The 20,026-nt window shown below is 63.3% G+C and carries 16 protein-coding genes and 1 pseudogene; 12 read left to right on the forward strand and 5 right to left on the reverse strand.

The window, feature by feature from the left end:
* Together purU and EUU22_RS15740 are read left to right on the forward strand one after the other, a co-directional pair.
* A pseudogene (gene purU, locus EUU22_RS15735) lies at window positions 1-97 on the forward strand (formyltetrahydrofolate deformylase); the annotation flags it as partial.
* A gap of 116 nt (window positions 98-213) precedes the next feature.
* Window positions 214-3,138, forward strand: coding sequence for an aminotransferase (locus EUU22_RS15740; RefSeq protein WP_129332931.1), 2,925 nt, complete (start codon window positions 214-216; stop codon window positions 3,136-3,138).
* Here EUU22_RS15740 and EUU22_RS15745 read toward each other — a convergent pair.
* Entirely contained in the window at window positions 3,124-4,053 is a 930-nt protein-coding gene (locus EUU22_RS15745) for a LysR family transcriptional regulator (protein WP_129332932.1), read from the reverse strand. The genes EUU22_RS15740 and EUU22_RS15745 overlap by 15 nt on opposite strands.
* Window positions 4,054-4,272: 219 nt before the next feature.
* Here EUU22_RS15745 and EUU22_RS15750 point away from each other — a divergent pair, with 219 nt between their 5' ends.
* The 3 genes from EUU22_RS15750 (at window position 4,273) to EUU22_RS15760 (ending at window position 8,872) form a co-directional block, all read left to right on the forward strand.
* Window positions 4,273-5,556, forward strand: coding sequence for an NAD(P)/FAD-dependent oxidoreductase (locus EUU22_RS15750; RefSeq protein ID WP_129332933.1), 1,284 nt, complete (start codon window positions 4,273-4,275; stop codon window positions 5,554-5,556).
* 53 nt (window positions 5,557-5,609) lie between these two features.
* On the forward strand, window positions 5,610-7,151 hold the full coding sequence (gene amaB, locus EUU22_RS15755; RefSeq protein ID WP_129332934.1) for an L-piperidine-6-carboxylate dehydrogenase: 1,542 nt from the start codon (window positions 5,610-5,612) through the stop codon (window positions 7,149-7,151).
* Between the two features lie 173 nt (window positions 7,152-7,324).
* Window positions 7,325-8,872 carry a bifunctional aminoglycoside phosphotransferase/ATP-binding protein gene (locus EUU22_RS15760; RefSeq protein ID WP_129332935.1) on the forward strand — a complete coding sequence of 516 codons (1,548 nt, stop codon included), beginning with the start codon at window positions 7,325-7,327 and terminating at the stop codon, window positions 8,870-8,872.
* Window positions 8,873-8,887: 15 nt separating this feature from the next.
* On the opposite strand, the gene EUU22_RS15765 is transcribed toward EUU22_RS15760, so the two are convergent.
* Window positions 8,888-9,697, reverse strand: a complete 810-nt coding sequence (locus tag EUU22_RS15765) for an NAD(P)-dependent oxidoreductase (protein WP_165351188.1) — start codon at window positions 9,695-9,697, stop codon at window positions 8,888-8,890.
* 570 nt (window positions 9,698-10,267) lie between these two features.
* Here EUU22_RS15765 and ppsA point away from each other — a divergent pair.
* The 5 genes from ppsA to EUU22_RS15790 all read left to right on the forward strand — a co-directional run bounded on the left by ppsA (window position 10,268) and on the right by EUU22_RS15790 (window position 17,147).
* Window positions 10,268-12,661, forward strand: a complete 2,394-nt coding sequence (gene ppsA / locus EUU22_RS15770) for a phosphoenolpyruvate synthase (RefSeq protein WP_129332937.1) — start codon at window positions 10,268-10,270, stop codon at window positions 12,659-12,661.
* Window positions 12,662-12,887: 226 nt separating this feature from the next.
* Window positions 12,888-14,135 (forward strand): ABC transporter substrate-binding protein, encoded by a 1,248-nt coding sequence (locus tag EUU22_RS15775; RefSeq protein ID WP_129332938.1) that lies wholly within the window; start codon window positions 12,888-12,890, stop codon window positions 14,133-14,135.
* A gap of 108 nt (window positions 14,136-14,243) precedes the next feature.
* Window positions 14,244-15,146: a carbohydrate ABC transporter permease gene (locus tag EUU22_RS15780; protein WP_129332939.1), complete on the forward strand. Its 903-nt coding sequence runs from the start codon at window positions 14,244-14,246 to the stop codon at window positions 15,144-15,146.
* Entirely contained in the window at window positions 15,143-16,033 is an 891-nt protein-coding gene (locus tag EUU22_RS15785) for a carbohydrate ABC transporter permease (RefSeq protein WP_129332940.1), read from the forward strand. Before EUU22_RS15780 ends, EUU22_RS15785 begins: the two co-directional genes overlap by 4 nt.
* A gap of 4 nt (window positions 16,034-16,037) precedes the next feature.
* On the forward strand, window positions 16,038-17,147 hold the full coding sequence (locus EUU22_RS15790) for an ABC transporter ATP-binding protein (RefSeq protein ID WP_129332941.1): 1,110 nt from the start codon (window positions 16,038-16,040) through the stop codon (window positions 17,145-17,147).
* Window positions 17,148-17,172: 25 nt separating this feature from the next.
* Here EUU22_RS15790 and EUU22_RS15795 read toward each other — a convergent pair whose 3' ends face one another.
* Both EUU22_RS15795 and EUU22_RS15800 read right to left on the reverse strand, forming a co-directional pair.
* Window positions 17,173-18,114 carry a 1-phosphofructokinase family hexose kinase gene (locus EUU22_RS15795; protein WP_129332942.1) on the reverse strand — a complete coding sequence of 314 codons (942 nt, stop codon included), beginning with the start codon at window positions 18,112-18,114 and terminating at the stop codon, window positions 17,173-17,175.
* Between the two features lie 185 nt (window positions 18,115-18,299).
* Window positions 18,300-18,680, reverse strand: a complete 381-nt coding sequence (locus EUU22_RS15800; RefSeq protein ID WP_129332943.1) for a response regulator — start codon at window positions 18,678-18,680, stop codon at window positions 18,300-18,302.
* Between the two features lie 210 nt (window positions 18,681-18,890).
* Here EUU22_RS15800 and EUU22_RS15805 point away from each other — a divergent pair, with 210 nt between their 5' ends.
* On the forward strand, window positions 18,891-19,268 hold the full coding sequence (locus EUU22_RS15805) for a hypothetical protein (protein WP_129332944.1): 378 nt from the start codon (window positions 18,891-18,893) through the stop codon (window positions 19,266-19,268).
* Between the two features lie 47 nt (window positions 19,269-19,315).
* Window positions 19,316-19,801 carry an MgtC/SapB family protein gene (locus EUU22_RS15810; protein WP_129333018.1) on the forward strand — a complete coding sequence of 162 codons (486 nt, stop codon included), beginning with the start codon at window positions 19,316-19,318 and terminating at the stop codon, window positions 19,799-19,801.
* Between the two features lie 21 nt (window positions 19,802-19,822).
* Here the strand turns inward: EUU22_RS15810 and EUU22_RS15815 are convergent, their stop codons facing one another.
* On the reverse strand, window positions 19,823-20,008 hold the full coding sequence (locus EUU22_RS15815; RefSeq protein WP_129332945.1) for a DUF3008 family protein: 186 nt from the start codon (window positions 20,006-20,008) through the stop codon (window positions 19,823-19,825).
* Between the last annotated feature and the right edge of the window lie 18 nt (window positions 20,009-20,026).

Genomic DNA, 20,026 nt, shown 5'->3' on the forward strand with positions numbered 1-20,026 from the left:
CCACGCCCATATCCATCACCGCACCTTCATCAACGGCAACCGCACCGTCGTCTTCCCCGCTTCCCCGGGGAGCTATGCGTCGGAGCGAATGGGCTGAGCCCCAGCGACCATTAACCGCAGAACAGATCTATCCCGGCAGGAAGGCTCTGCCGGGATAGACGCCTGCTTTTCCTCTGATAATCTCCGGTCAAGGATTCTCGAGGGAGGCCAACCATGTCCGACAATGCTTCTGTGCAGCGCGCCCGGCTGCCGCGGCCGAACGTCAGTGCGGAACAGGCAGCGAGGATCCTGCGGGAGCATTACGGATTGGAAGGCTCGATCCGCGAACTCGGCAGCCAGCAGGATCGCAATTACCTGATCGATACCGGCGCTTCGCGCTTCGTCTTGAAGATCGCCCGGGCGGAATACGCGACGGTGGAACTCGAGGCGCAGAATGCCGCGATGCATCACCTGGCCGGTCTCCAGAACATGCCGCGTGTACCAGTCCCCCTCGCCGACGGCGCCGGACGGCACATTCTCGCGCTTTCCCTCGATGGAGAGGATTGCCAGGTCCGTCTCCTCACCTATCTCGACGGCGCCCCCCTGACACGGCAGCACTTCCTGTCGACGCAAGCGGTCTCGGCGCTCGGCACGCTCTCGGCACAGATCGCTCTCGGATTGCGCGACTTCTCTCATCCGGGCCTCGACCGTGACCTGCAATGGGACCTGCGCCGGGCGGGGCCGGTGGCGCTCCAGCTCCTCGGCTCCGTGACCGACCATGCGAGACGCGACGCCATCGCCAAGGCGATGGTTGCCGCGGTAAAGCACATCCGCCCGCTGCAAGCAGCCTTCAGGACCCAGCCGATCCACCATGACGTCACCGACGACAACGTCGTCAGCCGCCGAGACCGGCATGGTCGCTTCGTGCCCGACGGCGTCATCGACTTCGGCGATGTCATGACTGGCTGGCTGGTCGCCGACCTCGCGGTCACCTGCGCCTCTCTGCTGCATCATGCCGACGGCGATCCCTTCTTCATCCTACCGGCGATCCGCGCCTTTCACGAGCTTTATTCCCTGAAGGAAGAGGAGTTGCGGGCGCTCTGGCCACTGGTCGTCGCACGGGCGGTGATCCTCGTCGCGAGCAGCGAGCAACAGCTTACGATCGAGCCCGACAACGCCTACGTGCTCGGCAATATCGACCACGAACGGAAGATCTTCGAGGTCGCGAACGCGGTGCCGTTCTCGCTGATGGAGGCGGCAATCCTGCAGGCGGTCGGGATGGACGCGGAAAAACCGCTCCCGCCGATCGGGCGGCTTCTGCCCGGCATCGCCCCCGAGGACGTCCGCCTCACCGATCTCTCGGTCCTCAGCCTCGATTTCGTCAACGACAACTGGTCGGACCACGAGATCGACTGGAAGCTCCTCGCCAAGGCCGCGGCGGAGACCGACGTCGCCTCGACCCGCTACGGCGAATACCGGCTTTCCTACACGCGCCTGCGCAGTGACCGGGCGCCGGCGACCTGCGCACTGCACGTCGATATCTGCCTGCCGGCGGGTGCCGAGGCGGTCGCGCCCTTCGACGCCACGATTGCTCGCAACGGCCATCACCTCGTGCTTGTGTCAGACGACATGTGCCTCCACGTCGACGGCCTCGACTGCCCGCTCGAAGCCGGCGAGGCTGTGACCGCCGGCCAGCCCATCGGCCACGTCGCGGGTGCGGCCGGCGCCGTCGGCGGCTTGCGTCTCCAGCTCTGCCGCGACGCGGATCTCGTGCCGCCGCTCTTCGCGACGCCCGAACAGGCGGCCGCCTGGTCGATGCTCTGTCCTTCGCCCTCGCCGCTGCTCGGGGCCAGCGTCGATGCCCCGGCACCGCATAGCGCCGAACTCCTCGCCATGCGGCAAAGGAGTTTCGCCCGACCGCAGAAGAACTACTACTCCAACCCACCGCAGATCGAGCGTGGCTGGAAGGAGCATATGTTCGACGTCTGCGGCCGCGCCTACCTCGACATGGTCAACAACGTCACCATTCTCGGCCACGGCCATCCGCGGCTGGCGCGCGCCGTGGGCCGGCAATGGTCGCTGCTCAACACTAATTCCCGCTTCCACTATGCCGCCGTCGCTGAGTTTTCCAACCGGCTGGCGGAGCTCGCGCCCGAAGGGCTCGACACGGTCTTCCTCGTCAACAGCGGTTCAGAGGCGAACGATCTCGCCCTCCGCCTCGCCTGGGCCTATGCCGGCGCGCGCAATATCGTCAGCCTGCTGGAGGCCTACCATGGGTGGACGGTGGCGAGCGACGCCGTGTCCACCTCGATCGCCGACAATCCGAGAGCGCTCGAAACCCGGCCGGACTGGGTGCATCCGGTCACGGCGCCGAACACTTATCGCGGCCCCTTCCGCGGCAAGGATTCGACTGCCGACTACGTCGGCGCGGTGGCGAAGACCCTGCAGCACATCGATGACAGCGGAACTGGTCTCGCGGGCTTCATCTGCGAGACGGTCTACGGCAATGCCGGCGGCATCCCGCTGCCGCCCGGCTACCTGCAGCAGGTCTACGGCATGGTCCGCGAGCGCGGCGGGGTCTGCATCGCCGACGAGGTGCAGGTCGGTTACGGCCGTCTCGGCCACTATTTCTGGGGTTTCGAGGAACAGGGCGTCGTACCGGACATCATCACCGTCGCCAAGGGCATGGGCAACGGCCAGCCGCTCGGCACCGTGATCACACGTCGGGAGGTCGCCGATGCGCTGGAACAGGAAGGCTACTTCTTCTCCTCCGCCGGCGGCAGTCCGGTCAGTTGCGTCGTCGGCATGACCGTGCTCGACATTATGCGCGACGAGCGCCTGCAAGAAAACGCCCGCGAGACCGGCGACCACCTGAAGGCACGGCTCGAAGCGCTCGGCCAGCGCTTTCCGCTCGTCGGCACGGTCCACGGCATGGGGCTTTACCTCGGGCTGGAATTCGTCCGCGACCGCGAGACGCTGGAACCGGCGACGGAAGAAACGGCGGGCATCTGCGACCGCCTGCTCGATCTCGGCGTCATCATGCAGCCGACCGGCGATCATCTCAACGTTTTGAAGATCAAGCCGCCGCTCTGTCTCTCCCGTGAGAGCGCCGATTTCTTCGCCGACATGCTGGAAAAGGTGCTGTCAGAGGGCTGGTGACGGCTCCCGCACCTGCCCCTGCGGTTCCCGCTCGGCTTCCTCGACGATCCAGTTGCGGAAGGCGACGAGCGGCGGATAGCTCGCCCGCTCGCGACTGTAGGCGAGATAATAGCGTTCGCTGCTCTCGACCTCCTTGTCGATCGCCGGCACCAGCTCCCCGCGCCGCAATTCCTCGCGGATGAGGAAGACCGGCAGGAGTGCCACGCCGAGCCCGCCCATGGCGGCCTGCGAAGCCGTCGCGAACTGGTCGAAGAGCATGCCGTGCACGCTTTCCGCATGCACGCCGCAACGGGCGAACCACTTCTCCCAGGCATCGGGCCGGGTGGTGAGATGCAGTAGCGACACGTCGAGGAGGTCCGCCGGCTGCTCGATCTTGTGGGCAGCCTTGAAGGCCGGGCTGCAGGCGGGGATCGTCGTCTCCTTCATCAGCAGCGTCAGTTCCGCGCCCGGCCAGACCGGCTGGCCGAAGTGGATGGCCGCGTCGATCGCGTCGAGACGGAAATCGAAGGGTGACAGCCGGGTGACGAGATTGATGGTGATCCCCGGGTTGGCGTCGAGAAACCGTCCGAGCCGGGGGGCGAGCCAGCGCGCGCCGAAGGTCGGCAGGATGGCGAGGTTCAGCGTGCCGCCACGCGGATTTGCCCGAAGGTTCAAGGAAGCGCTGGAGATGCGGCGCAAAGCCTCGCGAATCTCGTGGGCGTAGCTTTCTCCGGCGACGGTGAGGCGGATCGTCTGCCGCTCGCGCACGAAGAGATCGACCCCGATCTGGCTTTCCAGTGCCTTGATCTGGCGGCTGACGGCGCTCTGCGTGAGATCAAGCTCCTTGGCCGCGGCGGTGATGCTTCCCGTCCGCGCCGCCGCCTCGAAAGCAGCCAGCAGAGAGAGCGAAGGCAGGAAGCGCCGTGCGGGCAGCATGTTATACCCCTTGGGAATGAACTCTTGAGAATTTATCGGTACTGCTGGATAAAATCCTCTTCTAATTTCCGCAAGACAGCGCGCACGGAATGAATGGCCGCTTTGGCCCGGCAGCGGACCCGGACCGAATTTGACCTTGCTGCATCCCGATGTCGGGCCGAAGGATTTACCCGCCGCGCCGGAGCGAAGCTGCCGGCAGGCATCACACGGACGACACTCATGTTGAATGATCCACGCTCCCACGGCCTGTGGGAGAAGACCGCTCCCGCGGCTCCTCGAACATCTCCTCTCGCCGGCGACCTTACGGCGGATGTCGCCATCGTCGGCGGCGGCTATACCGGCGTCTCGGCGGCGCTGCATCTCGCCGAGAAGGGCGTGAAGGTCGTTCTCCTCGAAGCGACGGAAATCGGCTTCGGCGGCGCCGGACGCAATGTCGGGCTGATCAACGGCGGCATGTGGGTCATGCCTTCGGAGATCCCGGGTGTGCTCGGATCGGTCTACGGCGAGCGCCTGCTCGACCTCCTTGGGAATGCACCGCTGCTCGTGCGCGAACTGGTCGAAAAGCACGGCATCGACTGCGAGATCGAGAAGAACGGAACACTGCACTGCGCGGTCGGCAAGTCCGGGCTCGACGAGATCAAGGAGCGCTGCCGCCAGTGGGCGGAACGGGGTGCCGATGTCCGCATCCTGTCGGCGGACGAAACGGCAAAGCGCACCGGCACGACCGCCTATGCGGGCTCGCTGCTCGACATGCGCGCCGGGACGCTGCAGCCGCTGGCCTATGTCCGTGGCCTTGCAAAGGCGGCGATCGCGGCAGGCGCGACCATTCACACGGGGAGCGCCGCCGTCTCAACGGAACGCGCCGGCGACCGCTGGATCGTTCGCACGACAGGCGGTTCGGTTTCCGCCGACTGGATTATCGTCGCATCGGAATTCTATTCGACCGGCCCCTGGGAAGCCGTTCGCAACGAGCAGGTTCTGCTCCCTTATTTCAACTTCGCTACGGTTCCCCTGCCGAAGGAGCTCCTGAAGACGATCCTGCCGGGCCGCGAGGGCTGCTGGGACACCAGGGAAGTGCTCTCCTCCTTCCGCATGGACCGGGCCGGCCGCCTGGTTTTCGGAAGCGTCGGGGCGCTGCGCAACACCGGCCTCAGCGTTCACAAGGCCTGGGCGAAGCGGGCACTCAGGAAACTCTTCCCCGCGCTCGCCGGCATTGAATTCGAGGCCGAATGGTACGGCCGCATCGGCATGACGAGCGACGCGCTGCCGCGCTTCCACGTCTTCGCGCCTAAGGTCGTGGGCTTCTCAGGCTATAACGGCCGCGGCATTGCACCGGGCACGGTTTTCGGTAAGACGATTGCACGTCACGTTCTCGGCGAGCTCTCCGAGGCCGATCTGCCGCTGCCGGTAACGACGGTCGAGAAGGCATCGCTACGCACGTTGAAGGGCGCCTACTACGAAGCCGGTGCGCAGATCGCCCATTTTGCTGGTGCCCGCTTCTAAACAAGGGCATCGCCCCCGAGCCATAGCAAAACGAAAGAACTGGAAGGACCCCAATGACCCTCGCCAATCTTGGCCTTTCGGCCGAAGTCAGCGCCATCCTCACCCGTCTCGGCGTGCCGCAGGCAAAGCTTTCCGGCGGCACGCTCGCCGTCCGTTCTCCGGTCAACGGCGAACAGCTGGCGAGACTCGCCGAGATCAGCGCGATCGAGACGGACAAGGCAATTGCCGCCGCGCACGAGGCGTTCCTGGAGTGGCGGCTGGTTCCGGCGCCGAAGCGCGGCGAACTCATTCGCCTGCTCGGCGAAGAGCTGCGTACCGCCAAGGCCGACCTCGGCCGCCTGGTTTCGATCGAAGTCGGCAAGATCCTCTCCGAAGGCCTCGGTGAGGTTCAGGAGATGATCGACATCTGCGACTTCGCGGTCGGCCTGTCCCGTCAGCTCTACGGTCTGACGATCGCTACCGAGCGCGCCGACCACCGCATGATGGAAACGTGGCACCCCCTCGGTGTCACCGGCATCATCTCCGCTTTCAACTTCCCCGTCGCCGTCTGGTCGTGGAACGCGGCACTTGCTCTCGTCTGCGGCAACTCGACCGTCTGGAAGCCGTCCGAGAAGACCCCGCTCACCGCGCTCGCGACCCAGGCGATCTTCGAAAAGGCGCTTGCACGCTATGTCGCCGAGGGCGGCAAGGCACCCGCCAACCTGTCCACCCTGCTCATCGGCGGCCGTGATGTCGGCGAAGTGCTGGTCGATCACCCGCGCGTCCCGCTCGTATCGGCAACCGGCTCGACGGCCATGGGCCGTGCCGTCGGGCCGCGGCTCGCCAAGCGCTTCGCCCGCTCGATCCTCGAGCTCGGCGGCAACAACGCCGCGATCGTCTGCCCGACGGCCGATCTCGATCTCACGCTGCGTGGCGTCGCCTTCGCTGCGATGGGTACGGCCGGCCAGCGCTGCACGACGCTTCGCCGCCTCTTCGTGCACGAGAGCGTTTATGACAAGCTGGTTCCGCGGCTGATCCAGGCCTATGGCTCGGTCACGATCGGCAATCCGCTGCAGTCGTCGACGCTCGTCGGTCCGCTGATCGATGGCGGTTCCTACGAGCGCATGCAGAAGGCGCTTGCTGAGGCAAAGGCCGCCGGTGGCAAGGTTTCCGGCGGCGATCGGGTGCTGCAGAACGAAGCGGCAGACGCCTTCTACGTCCGGCCTGCCGTCGTCGAGATGCCGGCCCAAACGGGACCGGTGAAGGAAGAGACCTTCGCCCCGATTCTCTATGTCATGAAGTACAGCGACTTTGACGAGGCGCTGACACTCAACAACGACGTGCCGCAGGGCCTCTCCTCCTCTATCTTCACCAACAACATGCAGGAAGCCGAGACCTTCGTCTCCGCCCGTGGCTCCGATTGCGGCATCGCCAACGTTAATATCGGCCCGTCGGGCGCCGAGATCGGCGGCGCGTTCGGCGGCGAGAAGGAGACCGGCGGCGGTCGCGAATCCGGCTCGGATGCATGGAAAGCCTATATGCGCCGCGCCACCAATACGGTGAACTACGGCAAGACGCTTCCGCTGGCACAGGGCGTGAAGTTCGACGTCGGCTGATCCAACCGGCCGATCCGGCAATCGTAAGGCCGCGCGACGCCCCTGTCGTGCGGCCTTTTTTTGTACCGTTTCAGCGCCCGTCGGCCGATGGTCGCAGGCGCGCAATAGCGTATGGCCATCGCTACCGGAATCGGACAAGGTGACATGAGACTGTCGCGCCGCATGGAGAGCGAATGGACATTCAAGACCAGTCCCCGACGATCGATTTTCTCACACGGGGCGAAAGTTACGGCTTTACCGGTCCTGTCAAAGTCATCGAAACGCATATCTCGATCGTCTTCCTGATCGACGGGCGCGCCTTCAAGCTCAAGCGCGCGGTGAAGCTCCCCTATGTCGACTTCTCCACGCCGGAACTCCGCCTCGCCTTCTGCTATCGCGAGGTAGAACTCAATCGCCGCGCGACACCTGAACTCTATCTCGGCGTCCGGCGGATCACCCGTGAGGCAGACGGCAGCCTCACCTTCGGCGGCGAGGGCGAAATGGTCGATGCGGTGGTCGAGATGGAACGTTTCGCCCAGCATTCGCTGTTCGAGCGTATGGCCGCCGAGGGCAAACTCACGACCGCGATGATGGAGGAGACGGCCGAGATAGTTGCCGCTTTTCACGCGACGGCGCCATTGGTCCATGAAACCAGCGGCTCAGCGAACATGGCCGGCGTTCTCGATATCAACGAGGCGGGCTTCGCCACCAGCCATGTCTTTGCCGAGGTGGACGTTCGCGCTCTGGCCACGGCTTTCCGGAATGCCTGGGCGGATGTCGCTCCGCTGATGGACGAGCGCGAGGTAGCGGGAAAGGTGAGGCTCTGCCATGGCGACCTGCATCTCCGCAACATCTTCATGGGTGACGCCGGACCGCGCATGTTCGACTGCATCGATTTCAACGATCGGATCGCGACCGTCGACGTACTTTATGACCTCGCGTTCCTGCTGATGGATCTGTGGCATCGCGGCTTCTATGCCTTCGCCAACGTCGTCATGAACCGCTATTTCGACCTGACCGGCGAGGATGCAGGTTTCCGGCTCTTGCCGTTCTTCATGGCGGTTCGGGCCGCCGTCCGCGCCCATGTCACCGGCACGCAGATCGAGGAGGATGCCGATCCGGACGGTGCGCTGACCCGATCCGCCAAGGGCTATTTCGATTTCGCGCGAGAACTCCTGCACCCCCACTCACCGCGACTCCTCGTCATTGGCGGCCTGAGCGGATCGGGAAAATCGACGCTCGCCGACGCCTTGGCTCCACGGCTCGGCAGCGCGCCGGGCGCACGGATTCTTGAAAGCGACCGGTTGCGCAAGGCGATGTTCGGACGTCGACCGAAAGAGCGGCTGCCGCCCGAGGCCTATCGGCCCGAGGTTTCGGCCAGGGTCTACGATGCACTGTGCGAAAAGGCAGGCGCCATTCTGACCGGCGGCGGACAGGTCGTGGTCGATGCCGTCTATGACACCGAAGAGCACCGCAATGCGATCGAAGCGGTGGCGACGAGGCTGGGAGTTCCCTTCGCCGGGCTCTGGCTCGATGCCGACCCCGAGGTTCTGAAAGAACGGATCAAGACACGTCCGGAGGGAACCTCAGACGCGACCGTCGACGTCCTCGAGCGACAAATGGCGAGAGATCCGGGAACGATCGGCTGGAACCGGCTGAGCAGCAACACGGCATTGGACGAGCTCGTCGGGAAGGCGGAGCGGTACGCTGCAAGCGTTATCGGGACGTCCGAGCGGCGCTGATGCGGCCGCTGCCTTCTATTGCGCGACCTTGCCTGCCATACCGCATCTTCTGTGGAAGGCGAGCGCCCTCTCCAGACGGCCGTCATAGCCGAACTCGTCCATCATGTCGGCCGCTTCCAGCATCTCCGCCGTGCTCGCCGGCTGATGCTCGGTACTGTCGCGGCACATCACCTGGACGAGACCGGCCCAATCGACGGACGGGAAATCCCCAGCGAGGCTCTGGTATACGGCCTTCTCGACGCCGGCATGGCGCGCGATGGCCAGGCAATCGTCGAGCAGGGCTTCGAGGCCCTCAACCAGGAGATTGCGGCAAAGCGCTGCCGCCGACACACGTCCGAGATCGGCCGAGAACGGCGTGATGCTCATGCCAAGAGGATTGAGACGGGTTGCGAGAACCATCGCGTGAGCGCCGCCCGAAAGAATGGGGACATGCAGGCCGCGCTCGGCGACCGGGGCCATGATGGCGCCTTCGACGTAAAGACCGCCGGCACACTCGATATGCGATGCCGCTCGCTGCTTCGTCTTCGGCGAGGAGGAGTTGAGATCGAAGTAATACTGCCCCGGGCTGATGCAGTCCGCCGCCGCCATAGCGGCTTCCTCGCACTCGTCGGCAGTGACTGCCGAAATCACGACATCGGCATGGCATGCGCCGAGCGAAGGGCAATCGACCGCCTGAACGCCCATGGCGCAGGCGTGATCCCAGAGCCAACCGCCCTTGCCCAGGAACTGGGTATCGAAAGCGGCAACCGACACATGGTTCCACTTCAACAATTCGGTGGCAAACGCTTGCCCCACGTCCCCGAAGCCCACCAATGCGATTTTCATTATATCCCCCCGCACCGGAGAGGGCGATGGTGAGGTCGTCCGTCCGGCATGCGCCCCACTGCTTCCAGGAAGGCAAGTCCAATTCTTCTTTTTTGTCGGCACAACCGACCAAGAGCCCTGCAGTCGACGCACGGTGCCTTCGGCCGGAGGCCGGATCAGTATCCTCGCGGATACCGACGAACGCTCCTCCATCCTGGCAGCGGACATGATGTACACCGATCCGCGCAGATTCCGCCTCGCCGACCGCCGTCACCGCAGTGAGACGGCCCGACATCCGTCCAAGATGTCGATCCGCGTAAGGTCCCACCCCCGCGCCAGACTAGGCATCGAATAAGCGCAGAACCACCGTGCAATTCAAGGGGTATTATGCGCTCAGACCGGGCTGACATCGATAAAGTGCCTCTAAAAGTACGATTCTTGGCCAACGAGTGGGCATGCAACCTTGCAGATCCGCGACCCCTCAGGCTGGCAACGTTGATTTTTGTCAAAGAGACCAGCGCACGTAGGGCCTATGGTCGAGGCATCACTGATCATGTTCCGCCACGTCCTCATCTGTTCGGGAGGCTATCCATGTCTGCAGTCGCTCAATCCATCGCATGGTTCGAAACGCTTGGTCGCCGCGACGTTCCGCGCGTGGGCGGGAAGAATGCCTCCCTCGGCGAGATGGTGCAGACGCTCTCGTCGAAAGGCATCGACGTCCCACCGGGCTTTGCCACCACGGCGGACGCGTACTGGAACTATGTCACGGCCAACAAGCTGGAAGACCGCATGAAGGGCCTGCTCGCCGACTGGGAAGCAGGCAAGGCGACGCTTGCCGAGACGGGTCAGGCGATCCGTGCAATTTTCCTGCGGGGGGACTGGCCGGCGGATACGGAAAAGGCAATCCTGGAAGCCTACCGCGAGCTCTCACGACGCGCCGGTGTGTCGGACGTCGAGGTTGCCGTCCGCTCGAGCGCCACGGCGGAGGACCTGCCGGACGCCAGTTTTGCTGGGCAGCAGGAAACCTTCCTCAACATCAAGGGCGAAAAGGCGCTGATCGACGCCTGCCGCCGCTGCTACGCCTCGCTGTTCACGGACCGCGCGATCAGCTACCGGAAAGCCAAGGGCTTCGACCACATGAAAGTCGCATTGTCGATCGGCGTGCAGCAGATGGTTCGGTCCGACCTCGGCGGATCGGGGGTCATGTTCTCGATCGATACCGAGACCGGCTTCGACAAGGTGGTTCTGATCAATGCCGCTTGGGGGCTCGGGGAGAACGTGGTCCAGGGGACCGTCGATCCCGACGAGTACCAGGTCTTCAAGCCTCTGCTCGGAAAGCCCTCGCTCATGCCGATCATCGAAAAGAAGCGCGGTGCCAAGGACATCAAGATGATCTACGGGACCGGCGAGACGCCGACACGCAACGTCCCGACCTCGAAGGCGGAGCGTGCCGCCTATGTCCTGAGCGATCGGGAAATCCTGACGCTTGCCGAATGGGCGACCACCATCGAGGCGCACTACGGCTGCCCCATGGACATGGAATGGGCACGCGACGGCAAGACCGGCGCCATGTACATCGTCCAGGCACGGCCCGAAACGGTGCAGGCACGGCGCGGCGCCGGCGTCTTCAAGACCTACGAGATCAAGAACAAGGGGAAAGTGCTCGCGAGCGGCCTCTCGATCGGTGATGCGGTGGCGACCGGTCAGGTGTGCCTGATCGAAACGGCCAAGGATATCGGCAAATTCGTCGACGGCTCCATTCTCGTCACCCAGACGACGGACCCGGACTGGGTTCCGATCATGAAGCGGGCCGCAGCGATCGTCACCGATCATGGTGGGCGGACCTCCCACGCGGCGATCGTCAGCCGCGAACTCGGACTACCGGCCGTTGTCGGTACCGGCAACGCGACCGAACTCCTCCATACCGGACAGGAGGTGACGATCTCCTGTGCCGAAGGCGACGAAGGCTTCATCTACGATGGGATCGCCGACGTGACCGTCAACGACCTCGACGTCAGCGACCTGCCCCTGACGGCAACCGACGTGATGCTGAACCTCGCCAATCCCGGCTCCGCCTTCCGCTGGTGGCGGATGCCGTCCGACGGCATCGGCCTCGCCCGCATGGAATTCGTCGTCAGCAATGCCATCCGCGTTCATCCGATGGCGCTCGTACATTTCGACAAGCTGAAGGATGAGGCAGCGAAGACCGAAATCGCCGCGCTGGCGGCCGGCTACGACAACAAACCGGATTATTTCGTCGACAAGCTTTCCCGCGGACTGGCGCGCCTGGCCGCAGCCGTCTTTCCGAAACCGGTGATCGTCCGCATGAGCGACTTCAAGACGAACGAATATGCCGGCCTCGTCGGCGGTGCCGAGTTCGAGCCGGACGAAGAAAATCCGATGATCGGCTTCCGCGGTGCATCGCGCTATTACTCGCCCCGCTACCGCGAAGGCTTCGCTCTCGAATGCAAGGCGATCAAGCGGCTGCGCGACGAAATGGGCTTCACCAATGTCGTCGTCATGATCCCCTTCTGCCGTTCCGTGGGCGAGGCAGACAAGGTCCTCGGCGTCATGGAGGAAAACGGTCTGAAACGCGGCGAAAACGGCCTTCAGGTCTATGTCATGTGCGAGATCCCGTCGAACGTCATCCTCGCGGCCAAGTTCGCCGACCGCTTCGACGGCTTCTCGATCGGCTCGAACGACCTGACACAGCTCACGCTCGGCGTCGACCGCGATTCGGGTGAACTCGCCGACCTCTTCGACGAACAGGACGAGGCGGTGAAATGGATGATCGAGAAGGTGATTACCGAAGCGCGCAAGGCGGGTGCCAAGATCGGTCTCTGCGGGCAGGCCCCGAGTGACCATCCGGAGTTTGCCGAATTCCTCGTCGACTGCGGCATCAATTCGATGTCGGTAAGCCCTGACAGCTTCATCGCCGTGAAGCGCAAGGTTGCCGAGGCGGAGGCGCGGAAAAGCCGAAAGTAACCGAGGGGAGTTCATCGGGGTGAAGACTTTCCGGCGCGCATCCGCAAAGTTTATTTCACTTGATCCTTATCAAAGGAAGTTCGAAAATTAGCTATAATTTCGACAGTGCTCACCCGTTTCCCGCAAGCGGGACCGGATGAGCGAAACAACGTCGAAATACAGGCAGATTTTCAACAAGCGGTTCCGGGGTCTCTCCGGCAATCGATGAAAGCTCCGGGAGGTCACCATGCTTTCGGTAAAATCGCTTATGACGGCGGTGGCCGTCACTGCATTGCTGATGCCGGCATCTTCTTATGCCGGCGGAACTGTTGAAGTGCTTCACTGGTGGACGTCGGGGGGCGAGGCGAAGGCCGTCGGCACCCTGAAGGAAGCCTTCGAAAAGAAGGGCGGCACGTGGATCGATTCTCCGATCGCCGGTGGCGGCGGTGATGCCGCAATGACGGCGCTGCGAGCGCGGGTCATGGCTGGCAATCCGCCGGCCGCCGTGCAGCTCAAAGGTCCCGGCATCCAGGAATGGGCCGACCAGGGCAGCCTGAACGACGTCGAGGACGTGGCCAAGGCCGAGAACTGGGATTCCGTCCTGCCGCCGAGCCTCGCATCGATCATGAAGTACAAGGACAAATACGTCGCCGCGCCGGTCAACATCCACCGCGTCGACTGGATGTGGGTCAACCCGACCGTGCTGGCGAAGGTCGGCGCCGAGGTTCCGACCACCTGGGAAGAGTTCAATGCCGTCGCCGACAAGCTGAAGGCCGCCGGCATCACGCCGCTCGCTCATGGCGGCCAGCCGTGGCAGGATGCGACCGTGTTCGAGACGATCGTCCTCAGCCAGGGGGCCGACTTCTATCGCAAGGCGCTCGTCGAGCTGGACCAGGACGCGCTCTCCGGTGAGACGATGGTCAAGGTCTTCGACCAGCTCCGCAAGCTGCGCGGCTACGTCGACCCGGGCTTCTCCGGACGGGACTGGAACCTTGCCACCGCCATGGTCATGAACGGCGAGGCTGCGTTCCAGATCATGGGCGATTGGGCGAAGGGCGAGTTCCTCGCCGCCGGCAAGGTGCCGGGCAAGGACTTCCTCTGCGCGCCGACGCCCGGCAATGGCTACATCTTCAATGCCGACAGCTTCGCCTTCTTCAAGGTTTCCGGAGAGGACCAGGTCGAAGGACAGAAGGTGCTGGCGAGCCTGATCATGTCGCCGGAGTTCCAGGAGACCTTCAACCTTGCCAAGGGCTCGATCCCGGCACGCACCGACGTCGGCCTCGACAAGTTCGACTCCTGCGCGCTGAAATCGCACGAGGATCTGACGGCATCCGTCAAGAACAATGCCTTCGTACCCTCGATGGCGCACGAGATGGCGATCCCGCGGACGGTTCGCGGCGAGTTTCTCGACGTCGTGACGAACTTCTTCAACTCCGACATGAGCTCGGCCGACGCCGCCAAGGCGCTGGGCGAAGCGGTCAAGCGGGCGCAATAGCCCTACACAGCGACCGAGCCGGGCTCCCCACGGCGCCCGGCTCATGAAAAGACCGTTCCGGCAGGCGGCCCGTGCGTGGGATCACGGGGGAAGGGAGGAGCGCAAGCCATGGCAGGTTCAAAGACCGGGCGGGTCGTATTCGATCGCTTCCTCGAGCGATGGCTGCCGCAAATCGTCGTCTCGCCACTGTTCGCGACAAGCCTTCTCTTCGTCTACGGCTTCATCGCCTGGACCGTCTACATCTCCTTCACCAGGTCCGGCGTGATGCCGAACTACACCTTCTCAGGGTTCTCCCAGTACATCCGGCTGTGGACCACGCCACGCTGGCTGGTGGCATTGGAGAACCTGTTCGTCTTTACGAGCCTGTTCATCGTCGGCTGCATGGTCATCGGGCTGCTGCTCGCCATCCTGCTCGACCAGCGCATTCGTTCCGAAGGCCTGATCCGCACCATCTATCTCTACCCGATGGCGCTCTCCTTCATCGTGACCGGCACGGCGTGGAAATGGATACTGAACCCGACGCTCGGCATCGAGAAGATCATCCAGGGGCTCGGCTTCGAGAGCTTCAATTTCGACTGGCTGGTCGACCCGAAGATGGCGATCTACACCGTCGTCATCGCCGGGGTCTGGCAGTCTTCGGGCTACGTCATGGCGCTCTTCCTTGCCGGGCTACGCTCCGTCGACGACGAGATCATCAAGGCCGCGGCAATCGACGGCGCCGGGCCAGTACGCATCTATGGCTCCATCATCCTGCCCATCGTCCGGCCGGTCTTCTTCTCCGCCTTCGTGATCCTGTCGCACCTGGCGATCAAGAGCTTCGACCTCGTCATGGCACTGACGGGCGGCGGACCTGGCTATGCGACCGACGTACCGGCGACCTTCATGTATTCCTTCGCCTTCCAGAGGAGTGAACTCGGCACGGCGGCGGCGAGCGCCGTCATGATGCTGGTCACGATCACTGCGATCTATGTGCCCTACCTCTATTCGGAACTGAGGAGGCCCACGAAATGAGCAGACAGGAGTCCGGCATCGTCCGTCCCAAGGGCCTGCGGCAGGCCGTGTTGCGCGGCCTGCTCTTCGCGGTGCTCATTCTCTTCTGTCTTTACTATCTCATGCCGCTCATCGTGATGGTTTCGACCTCGCTCAAGTCGCTGGACGAGATCCGCACATCCTCGCTCATCAGCCTGCCGCAGGCCGTCACCTTCGAGGCTTGGGCGAAGGCCTGGTCGTCGGCCTGCGTCGGCGTGCGCTGCACCGGGCTCGAACCATATTTCATGAACTCCGTGCTGATGGTCGTGCCGTCGGTCATAATCTCGACGATGCTCGGCGCGCTCAACGGCTATGCGCTGACAAAGTGGCGCTTCCGCGGAGCGGACGTCATCTTCGCCCTCATGCTCTTCGGCTCGTTCATTCCCTTCCAGGTGGTACTGTTGCCGATGGCCCGCATGCTCGGCTATTTCGGACTGGCGGGCAGCGTCTACGGCCTCATCCTCGTCCACACCGTCTACGGACTTGCCTTCACCACGCTCTTCTTCCGCAACTTCTTCGTCGGCGTCTCCGACGGCATCGTGAACGCCGCCAAGATCGATGGGGCCGGCTTCTTCACGATCTTCTTCAGCGTCCTCCTGCCGATGTCGCTCCCGACCATCGTCGTGACGGTCATCTGGCAGTTCACCCAGATCTGGAACGACTTTCTCTTCGGGATCGCTTTCACCGTCGGCGACAGCAACCCGGTGACGGTCGCGCTCAACAATATCGTGGCGACCAGCACCGGCGTGAAGGAATACAATGTCGACATGGCGGCCGCGATCATTGCGGCGCTGCCAACCCTCCTCGTCTACATTATCGCCGGCAAGTACTTCGTCCGCGGGCTCTCTGCCGGCGCCGTGAAAGGTTGATGGAATGGCTCGCGTGGAACTGCGCAACGTGTGGAAGAAGTTCGGCTCCGTCGAGGTCATCAAGGGCGTGGACCTAGACATCGAGGACGGCGAATTCATCGTCCTCGTCGGTCCGTCCGGATGCGGTAAGTCCACCCTGCTCAACCTCGTGGCCGGTCTCGAGACACTGACCAGCGGCGACATCCGCATCGGCGAGGATGTCGTCAACGATGTTCCTCCCAAGGACCGCAACATCGCCATGGTATTCCAGTCCTATGCGCTCTATCCGACCAAATCGGTGCAGGAAAACATCACCTTCGGCATGCAGACCCGTCGTATCGCGCACGACCTGCAGGAGCGTGCCCTCGCAGACGTGTCGCAATTGCTGCACATCGACCAACTCCTCGACCGAAAGCCGGGCCAGCTTTCGGGGGGGCAGCGCCAGCGCGTGGCGATGGGGCGGGCACTGGTGCGCAATCCGGATGTATTCTTGTTCGACGAGCCGCTTTCGAACCTCGACGCGAAACTCCGCATCGAGATGCGTACCGAGGTCAAGAAGCTACATTTGAGGCTGGGCAAGACGATCATTTACGTCACCCACGACCAGATCGAGGCGATGACGCTCGCATCGCGCATTGCGGTCATGGACAATGGGCACATCCGCCAGTTCGGCACGCCCGAGGAGATCTACGAAAACCCCATCGACCTCTTCGTCGCCGGCTTCATGGGCTCGCCATCGATGAACATCGTGCGCGGTCGGGTAGCCGGGAACGGCGGTACGGTCATCGAAGTGAGCGACGAGGAAGGAACCGTGCAGTTTCCGCTTTCACCGAAACAGGCGGAGAAGGTTGCAGACCGGCTCGGGAGCGATATCTATCTCGGCATGCGCCCGGAGACGATCGCCCACAGGGGCGCCCATGGAGCTGATGGCGGGGAAACCTTCGTCTTCGAACGCAAGGTCGACGTCGTGGAACCGACAGGTCCGGATACGATGCTCGTCTTCACGCTCGGCGGCACGGAGGCGATTGCAAGGGTGCGGCCGGAAGAAAAGGTGAAGCCGGGCGAGTTCTTCTCGTTCGAAGTCAACATGGCGAAAGCGAAGCTGTTCGACGCCGAGAACGGTAACCGCCTTTAGGTCAACCGGCTCTACCCGCTACAGGTCAGCGCATTGCCTTGGCGTGTGCCGCATGGGCCCCGTAGAGGTCGAGCACGTCCTGTCTGCGGCAGAGCTCGGTTCCCGGCGTCATCACCGCGGCGGCGCCTGCAGCAAGCCCGAAGCGGAACGCCTCGCCGATATCGTGCCCCTCCGCCAACGACCAGGTCATGGCGGCAACAAAGCTGTCTCCGGCCCCGACCGCGGACTGGACCGGCACCTTGATTGCCGGAAGACGCACGACATCGTCGGCGGTCGCCAGCAGGGCTCCATCCTTGCCCATTGTGAGGGCGACGTACTGCGCCGCACCGCTCTGGACGATCTCACGTGCAGCCTCCCCGGCTGTGCTGTGGTTCAGCCGGCGCCCGACCAATCCTTCGAGTTCCCCGACGCTCGGTTTCACCAGAAAGACGCGTGACCGCGACAAGGTTACCTTCAGCGCATCGCCGGAGGTGTCCAGGACGAACCGTGCGCCCTTGCGTGACGCGATGTCGGCCATGCGTGAGTATATGTCCGTTTCTACGCCGCGCGGCAGACTGCCGCTCGCGATGAAATAGTCGGCGTCGCTCTTCTCCAGAAAGTCGAAAAGCGGCTTTACTTCTTCTTCGCTCACAATCGGCCCCTCCGGCACGAAGCGGTATTCCAGTCCCGTCGACGCCTCGTGCACCATGTAGGCGATGCGCACCGGATCCTTGATGTGGACAGGAACGTGCCGCACGCGGATACGCTTCAACATATTCTCCAGCAGTTCGCCCGTTGCTCCACCGGAAAGGTAGACGAGGTCACATTCGCCGCCGAGTTCGGCGATCACGCGGGCGACATTGATGCCGCCCCCGCCCGGAAATTGCTGCTGGTTATGGGTTCTCGTCTTGTGCGTGTGCCGTATGTGGTCCGCTTCGCTCGCGATGTCGATGGCCGGATTGAGTGCGATCGAAAGTATCTTTGCCATGTCGGTTGCCAGCGTTCCTGTGTATCGGCGGCGGATGTGGGAACAGTCCCCGCCGCTGCGAGGGAGATAGCGCCGGAGGGGCTCCATACCGTTGGCGACCACCCGGACACACCGCGCTTCTTAGCACGCCTCGCTGTCCAACCGGTAAACGCAAATGACGGCAGCGGTCGGGACCTTCGCGCAGGCTATCTAGAAGCCGGGGGAGAATGTCCCGGACCGATCCCGACCAAGGCCCCGACAATGGCAAGGTAGTCCGCAGGCTTTCGGGCACAGAGGTCCAAGGGCACGCCCCCGGCTGCGAGTTCCGCGGCGGGCGATCCCGTGACAACCCGGTAGGGAATATGCCGCTCGGACAACCGTTCGATCAGAGGTGTCACGGTTCCGTCGCGGACATGAAAATCAAGGATGGCGGCGGATATGTCCTCGCGCTCGAGGATGCCGATCGCATCGGTGACGCTTTCAACGGTGACCGCCTCCACGCCGGCGCAACTGACGCTGTCGGCAGCATCCATGGCAACGAGGGCATCGTCTTCGACAATCAGTACGAGGGCTTGCTTCCTGGACATCGGTCAGCTCCTTTTGAACTCAGAACGCATCGCACCTCTCTTTGTTCAGCATTCGCTGATTAACGGATTGGATATGGTAAACAAAACGTTGTATCATATTGAAACATTGGCGGTGCGTTCGACGCGGCAAAACAATGCGACGCCCTCGACGGGGAACTTCCGCTACCCGATCGCGTTCCCCAAGGAACGCACAGCAGGGGAGAAAAGGCGATGCAGGTTGTCGGAATTCAGGTTCACGAAGAAATGGGCGGCAAGAGCGGCTATACCGTCGAGTTCGTCGGCGACGGCGGGGAAGTCATCTCCGTCCTGATGCGCCAGTCCGAAACCGGCCAAGTGAACCGCCTGAATGCCGTCGAAAAGGCAAAGGTGCTTCTTCTCCAGGTCGGAGGCATGCCGGAAGGGGACGAGGGCGGGATGACAACGAGGGAAAGCGCTGAGAAGTGGACGCCAAGCGCTCGCAGGAAGGGCGACGCCGCCGAACTCGAGGAAGAACTGCAGGAGGGACTGGAGGATACCTTTCCTGCAAGCGATCCCGTTTCGGCGGCCTATTCATCGACGCCAGGCGCAGCGAAGCCCACGAGAGAATGACGGTAACCGCGAGGGCACTGGACGACGGGAATCGTTGGGATTCGTGGATGGAAAACCTGCTGACCGATCTGGGAGTAACGACTTGGCTTCCGGATTCACTGGTTGCGGTCCGTCTCTTCGCCGCGCTGCTTTGCGGCGCTGCAGTCGGGTACGAACGTGAGCGCCGGAGCCGTGCAGCAGGATTGCGCACCCACATGCTCGTGTGTCTCGCAAGCGCGGTCGTCGCGCTCCTGACAATCGAGATCACCCACCACAAGGATTTTGCCGAGCAATCCATCCGCGTCGACCCGATCCGGCTGATCGAGGCGGTCACGTCGGGCGTCGCCTTTCTCGCCGCAGGGCTGATCGTCTTCACCAAGGGCGAGGTGAAAGGGCTCACGACCGGAGCCGGTCTATGGCTTTCCAGCGCGACAGGACTGGCTTGCGGTCTCGGCCTTCTGCGGCTCGCATTGCTCGCCACCGCCCTGGCGCTCATCGTTCTCTGGTTGCTGCACATCCTGGAGATTCGATTGAAGCTCCGGGACAAAGGCTGACCGCATCGATCACGCTCAGCCTTACTTGGAGGCGTGCTCCGGCTTTCCCTTCCGCTTCGTCGACGCCAGATCCTCCAGTTCTTTCTCCGTCATGGACTTCAGCATCCCCTTTGATGCCCCCTTCAGATCGCTCTTCTTAGCCTCGCCGCGCTTCGCCGCCAGGGCAGCGCCGGCCGCCTTCTGCTGTGCTTTCGATTTCGCTGGCATATGTGCCTCCCTTTTTCC

Source organism: Ciceribacter ferrooxidans (genome assembly GCF_004137355.1).
Lineage (GTDB): Bacteria > Pseudomonadota > Alphaproteobacteria > Rhizobiales > Rhizobiaceae > Allorhizobium > Allorhizobium ferrooxidans.